Source organism: Pseudomonas sp., from assembly GCF_032058845.1.
In the GTDB taxonomy this organism is placed as follows: Bacteria; Pseudomonadota; Gammaproteobacteria; order Pseudomonadales; family Pseudomonadaceae; genus Aquipseudomonas.
This window is the reverse complement of sequence record NZ_DAMCCR010000169.1, coordinates 1-5462: the sequence shown is the minus strand read 5'-3', so window position 1 is coordinate 5462 and position 5462 is coordinate 1. Positions and strand designations below refer to the sequence as shown.

The 5462-nt window shown below is 62.0% G+C and carries 3 protein-coding genes; 1 reads left to right on the top strand and 2 read right to left on the bottom strand.

The genetic code is table 11. From position 1 onward, the window contains the following. Positions 1-1614 precede the first annotated feature (1614 nt). On the top strand, positions 1615-1824 hold the full coding sequence (locus tag RT028_RS19800; RefSeq protein ID WP_312937116.1) for a hypothetical protein: 210 nt from the start codon (positions 1615-1617) through the stop codon (positions 1822-1824). A gap of 256 nt (positions 1825-2080) precedes the next feature. Here the strand turns inward: RT028_RS19800 and RT028_RS19795 are convergent, their stop codons facing one another. After that, positions 2081-4501: a TonB-dependent siderophore receptor gene (locus RT028_RS19795; protein ID WP_312937114.1), complete on the bottom strand. Its 2421-nt coding sequence runs from the start codon at positions 4499-4501 to the stop codon at positions 2081-2083. A gap of 241 nt (positions 4502-4742) precedes the next feature. Further along, a partial coding sequence (locus tag RT028_RS19790) for a FecR domain-containing protein (RefSeq protein ID WP_312937112.1) occupies positions 4743-5462 on the bottom strand: 720 nt, incomplete at its 5' end.

Below are 5462 nucleotides of genomic sequence, written 5' to 3'. Positions count from 1 at the left end.
CAGCCGAGGCGCTAAACCGAGAAGTATGAGCGTTATTTGAGAAACACCACACTAGAGACGATCCGATTGGAAAAAGGCACGCGAGGGCCGTGTAGTAACGATTCAGATTCGCCGCTCGTCTCTTTGGTGTGGCTTAAGGGCATCGAGTATTGAAAAAAAAGCCCTATACGAAATCGGCTAATCGTCATATGTATGCTAGAGGGACTACTGGCCAGGCTGCCACAACCATTAACAAAGGGATTTGCATGAGAGCGTCAAAAATCATTTTAGCGCTTCTAACGCTTTCCACAGTGACTGGCTGCGGTAAGGGGCCGCTCGAATCTTGCCCTGATGTAGGGCGGGCGTTTATAGAGACGTCAGTTCGTACATACTTCGACAGAACGTACCCTGCCATTGGCGGAACGTCAGTCAGTGTATCGTCGGATGAGCATTATGACGCGACTGCAAAAATGTGGACGGTATCTGCCAATACTCCGGACAAAGACTATTTCGCTTTGGTGTCGTGCGATGGTCATGTCGAGCTGTCACGAAAGAAGCTAAGCCCGCTACAGGCACCAAAGTCCTGATAGTTCTGTAGCTCTTTAGTGCCAGCTCTTTAGTGCCGCTGGCTCGACAACCCGGGACCCATAATCGCCGCCTAGCGAGACGCATTGGCCTGGGTCATCCCATTTGAGGTCCAACATCACCGAGCACCTCAACTCCAAACTCCGCCCCCTTCCCACACCACCTTCCGAAACATCTGACACCTACCCCATAGTCATTCCCCGTCCTAGGAAATACCTTACGCCTCATGTCGATCTCCGTCTGATTGCGCTGGGAAATCCATCCTCCTAACCTTGCTGGGTCGCTGAGTAGTTCAGTGATCGGGGTGTGGAAACCCTGGTAATCATTGATCGATCTGCCGCTATGGCAGCTATGCGCGGGAGGCCTTTGGCCTGCCGGGGTTGCTCGATGTCCGGTTTTCCACCCTGCGCATAGCTGCCACCCGCTCGTGTGGAAACGATGGTTGGGGCTGCTTTGGAGTTCACCGCGGGTGAACCCGCTCCAACAGGAATGATTTAGCCCTGGATAGATGCGTCTGCAGGATCAAAAACGGCAAAGCCAAACCCGCGATCGTTCCTCTCAATAGCGTTGGCTTAGGCGAACCCTGCTCACTTCAGGTTTTATCCTACAAATTATCAAGCCCCGTCCCACACCCCGCCCCTTGCACCCACCCCCACTACCCACTAAATTCCCCCAACTGCAGTCAATCCTGCGGTCAGGTGTAGGAACCTGCTGATAAACTTGGCGCACGCACATAGCGCCCCATCACCTCGGCTGGCGCTTTTTTCATGCCCGCCGATTCGTGTCATGGCGGCTGTGTGTGGGCAGGCTTCGGCCTGGCCGGGTTCCAAGTTTCCCGGTATTCCTACCCCACACACAGCTGCCACCCAATCCCGTAGGAAGGACGGTCGCAGCTCCTGACAAGTAACTTGGAGCCTCATGCATGCTAGCAGGCAGTTTGAGCAAAAACCGCGCATCCGTTTGCCGCCCTGGGGTCATCGCCCCATCACCCCTAGGGCTTTCCCATCAGTCACAAGCTGACGTCGTCTGTGTTGCAAAGGCGGTGCGCCGATGATTGAGCGAGAGCGTCTGATCCAGCTGCAAGTTTATGGATGGACCTTGGAATTATTAGGTGAGGCGCTCGTCGAGCATGACGATGCGCTGGGGTCGGATGATTCGCCAGGTCTGAGTTCGCGGCATGTAGCCGGTGTTCATCAGGCGGTGAGGATCATTGGCAGGTTGGTGGGGGAGGAATGCGGCAAGTTGCTGGACGGCTCGTAGGTTGTTTCAACTGGACGGGCCAGTGCGGGGCGGTTGGGTCGGCGGTGCCGGCCATCGCGGCTGAAGCCGCTCCCACACGGGGGGCGGCGGTGGGTTGGGAGCTGCGTTTTGGGGCTGAAAACTGTGGGGTTTTGGCTTCTTCGTCAGCATGGTTGGGGCAGGAAGAGTCAGGCTCAGCGGAGGTGTCAGTGTTTGGAGTCAGCTCTCGCATAAACTGACCCCTCCTCCCTTTCAACCGTCAGATCGGGCCTACCTGTCAGTACTTCCAACTCACCGAAGCCATCACATTCCGCGGCGCTCCGTAATTCGTCGACCCCGCAGACTGATACAGCGACAACAGATACTTCCGGTCCGTCACGTTGTTCACATTCACCCCCGCGCTCCAGTGCTCATCGAAGTCGTAACTCGCCATCAGGTCCACCAGCGCGTAGGCGTTCTGCCGTACGTTGCTGTTGTTATCCAGCTCGGTTCCGCTCTGCCACTGCACCCGTGTGCCCACTTTCGCCTGGGGCAGGCTGGGCAAGCGGTAGGTTAGGCTGCCGCGCAGGGTGTGGGTGGGAATGTACTTGCGGGCGTCGTCGCCGTTGTCGTCTTCGATGCGCACGAAGTTGTAGCCGCCGGCCAGTTCCAGGCCGGTCAGCACTTCGCCAGACGCCCCAAGCTCGAAGCCGCGGCTCTTGAAGTTGGTGCCGCGGTAGAGGTATTGCCCGCCTGAGATTTCGCCGGTCAGTTCGGCGACGTTTTCCTGGTCGGTCTTGAAGGCAGCGGCGGTCACGGTCAGGCGGTCGTCGAGCAGCAGGCCTTTCACGCCCACTTCCAGGCTCTTGCCTTCGAGCGGCTCGACCACGCCGCCCGTGGTGCTGCGCACGTATTGCGGTTTGAAGATCTTGGTCCAGCTGGTGTACAGGCTCCACTGTGGGGTCAGGTCGTAGACCAGGCCCGTGTAGGGCGTGACCTTACCGTGCACGCGGGTGTCGTGGGGCGAGCCGTAGCCGGCGCCATCACCGTCGGCGCTGAGCATGCGCGCGCCGGCGATCCAGTGCAGGTCGTCGGCGAGGCTGAAGCGGGCGCCGGCGAACAGGCTTTTCTGGCGGTCGGTGAACAGCTGGGTGTTGAGGTCGTCGGTGTAGTCGAAGGCGGGCTCGATGACGTTGCCGGACAGGGCATCGGCCAGGCTGACGGGAATGTAGCCGGCGGCGCTGAAGTAGTGGCCGCGCTCGTCGTGGTGGGTGCGGCCGTAGTTGGCGCCGAGGGTCAGCTCGTGTTCGCGGCCGAGGAAATCGAACGGGCCGGCCAGCTTGGCTTCGCCGGTGACCTGGTTTTCCGTGCTGGTGGTGCGGTTGACGTAGGCATAGGCGCTGGTGGCGGTCGCTGGGATGGCGTAGAGCATCTTGGTGTCGGAATCCTGCTTCATTCCGGTCACGGTCAGCGTGCTGTTCCAGCCGTTGTCGAAGGCGTGGGTGAGTTCGGCGAAGGCGCGCTGGGTGTGCACGTCCCAGTAGGTCCAGGGTTGGCCGACGCTGGAGCTGCGGCTGCTGTAGTGGATGCGCTTGCCGGCGTAGTCGGCGATCGGCAGTGCGCCCCAGGTGCTGCCGTTGGAGTAGCTGTTCTGCTGGGTGAAGCCGACGGTCAGGGTGTCGACATCGGACAGGTCGAAGGCCAGCAGGCCGGCGGCCACGTTCACTTCGTGGCCGTACTGGTCGAGGTAGGCGTTGCCTTTGTCGTGGGAGGTGATCAAGCGCCCGCGCACGTTGCCGCTGTCGGTCAGCGGGCCGGAGAGGTCGAGGCTCAGGCGGCGGTTGTCCCAGGAGCCTACGCTGCTGTCGACGCGGGCCTGGAAGGTGTCGGTGGGCCGTTTGCGGATCAGGTTGACGGTGGCTGACGGGTCGCCGGTGCCGCTCATCAGGCCATTGGCGCCGTGCAGCACGTCGACCTGCTCGAACTCGGTCATGTCTTGGTCGCCGACCAGCACGCCGCCGGAGAACGGCAGGCTCATGCCGTCGAACTCGAAGTTCTCGATCTTGAAGCCGCGTGAGGTGAAGGCCGTGCGGTCGGTCTCGAACTGTTCGACGGTCACCGAGGGCGCGTTGCGCAGGGCGTCCTTGACGCTGTTGAGCTTGAAGTCGTCCATCTGCTCGCGAGTCACCACGGTGATCGCTTGCGGGGTCTGCTTGTCGGTCAGGCCCAGGCGCGTGGTGCTGGGGGCGGTGTTGCCGCGGTAGCTGCGCGCGGGGGTGGCGTCCCACTCGGCCTGGGACTGGATTTGGGTGAGGCCGAGGCTCACCTGGCCATTGCCTTGCGCGCTCTGCTGCGGGACGAGGTAGAGGGTGGCGGCATCGGTGCGGGCGAAGTGGTAGCCGCTGCCTTGCAGCAACCTGGCCAATGCGTCTTCGGCCGAGTAGCGACCGACCACGCCGGGGCTGCGCAGCGTTGCATCGAGATTGCCGTCGAGCATCACGTTCTGGCCTGACTGCTGGCTGAACTGCAACAGCGCCTGGCGCAGCGACTGAGCCGGGATGTTCAGGGCCAGCGTGCGTGCAGAGGCGGCAGGTTGGGCCACGGCTGCCCCGTGGGCCTGCAGCGTACCCAGCAGCAAGGTGCACGCCAGCGCGGTGCTCAGGGCGCTGCGCTGCCAGCGGCCATCGGGTCGGGAGACGAAGGGGGGTTGCACGGCCATTACGGGGTTCCTCAGGAAAAGGCGCACGATGCGAATACCAATCAGTCAGGCAAAGACGCACGAGTGAGGGCAATGTCTTGAGGCGCTGCGAAATTATTTCTACGGGGGTCAGCCGGGATAGATCAGCGTGACCAGATCGGTGTAGTGCCGAGCGCGTACCGTCAGGGCGCTGGTGAGCGCATCGATCAGCTGATCAGGCTGCTCGAGATTCTTGAGGCAATGCGAAATATTTCTACGGGGATCAGGCGGGATAGATCAGCGTGACCAGATCGGTGTAGTGCCGGGCGCGTACTGACAGGGCGCTGGTGAGCGCATCGATCAACTGATCAGGCCGCTCGAGATTGAGGATCAGGCTGACCCGGCGCGCGGCCAGTTGCTCGTCCATGACGAAGATTCGCCCGGGGCGCCAGCGTTGCAGCTGCTCGGTCACGGTCCTGAGCGGGGTGTCGAAAAACACCAGGCGGCCGCTGCGCCAGGCAAGGATCTGTTCCAGCTCGGCGTGCTGGATCGGGCCGGCGTGGCCTTGGCTGAAACGCAGCGACAGGCCTTCACCAAGGTCCAGATGCTGGTTTGCCGCCACCACGCTGGCTGTCTTGCGGCTCACCGCCAGCAGCACCGACGCGCGCTCGCACGACAGGCAGAACTCGCCCTCGGCGGCAGTGATCTGGCCATAGGGCGTAGTGACCTCGAACTCGCCGCCCGTGGACGGCACGACGTTGAAGTAGGCCTCGCCCTGCAGCAGTTCGACCGAGCGTTTACCGGCTGCAAAATCCACGTTCAACGCTGTGTTGCCGGCCATGTCCACCGTGGAGCCATCCGCCAGCGTCGCCGTGCGCCGCTCGCCCACGGCGGTACGGATATCCGCCATCGCCAGGCGCGTGCCGCTCAGCCACAGCGCTGAAGTCCCGGCCGTGACCGCGACACGCTGGCGGCGATGCCCAGGCCGACGAAGCGTCGTCGC

Coding starts and splice junctions, on each gene's coding strand:
- RT028_RS19800 (WP_312937116.1), top strand. CDS start 1,615: ATGATTGAGCGAGAGCGTCTGATCCAGCTGCAAGTTTATGGATGGACC.
- RT028_RS19795 (WP_312937114.1), bottom strand. CDS start 4,501: ATGGCCGTGCAACCCCCCTTCGTCTCCCGACCCGATGGCCGCTGGCAG.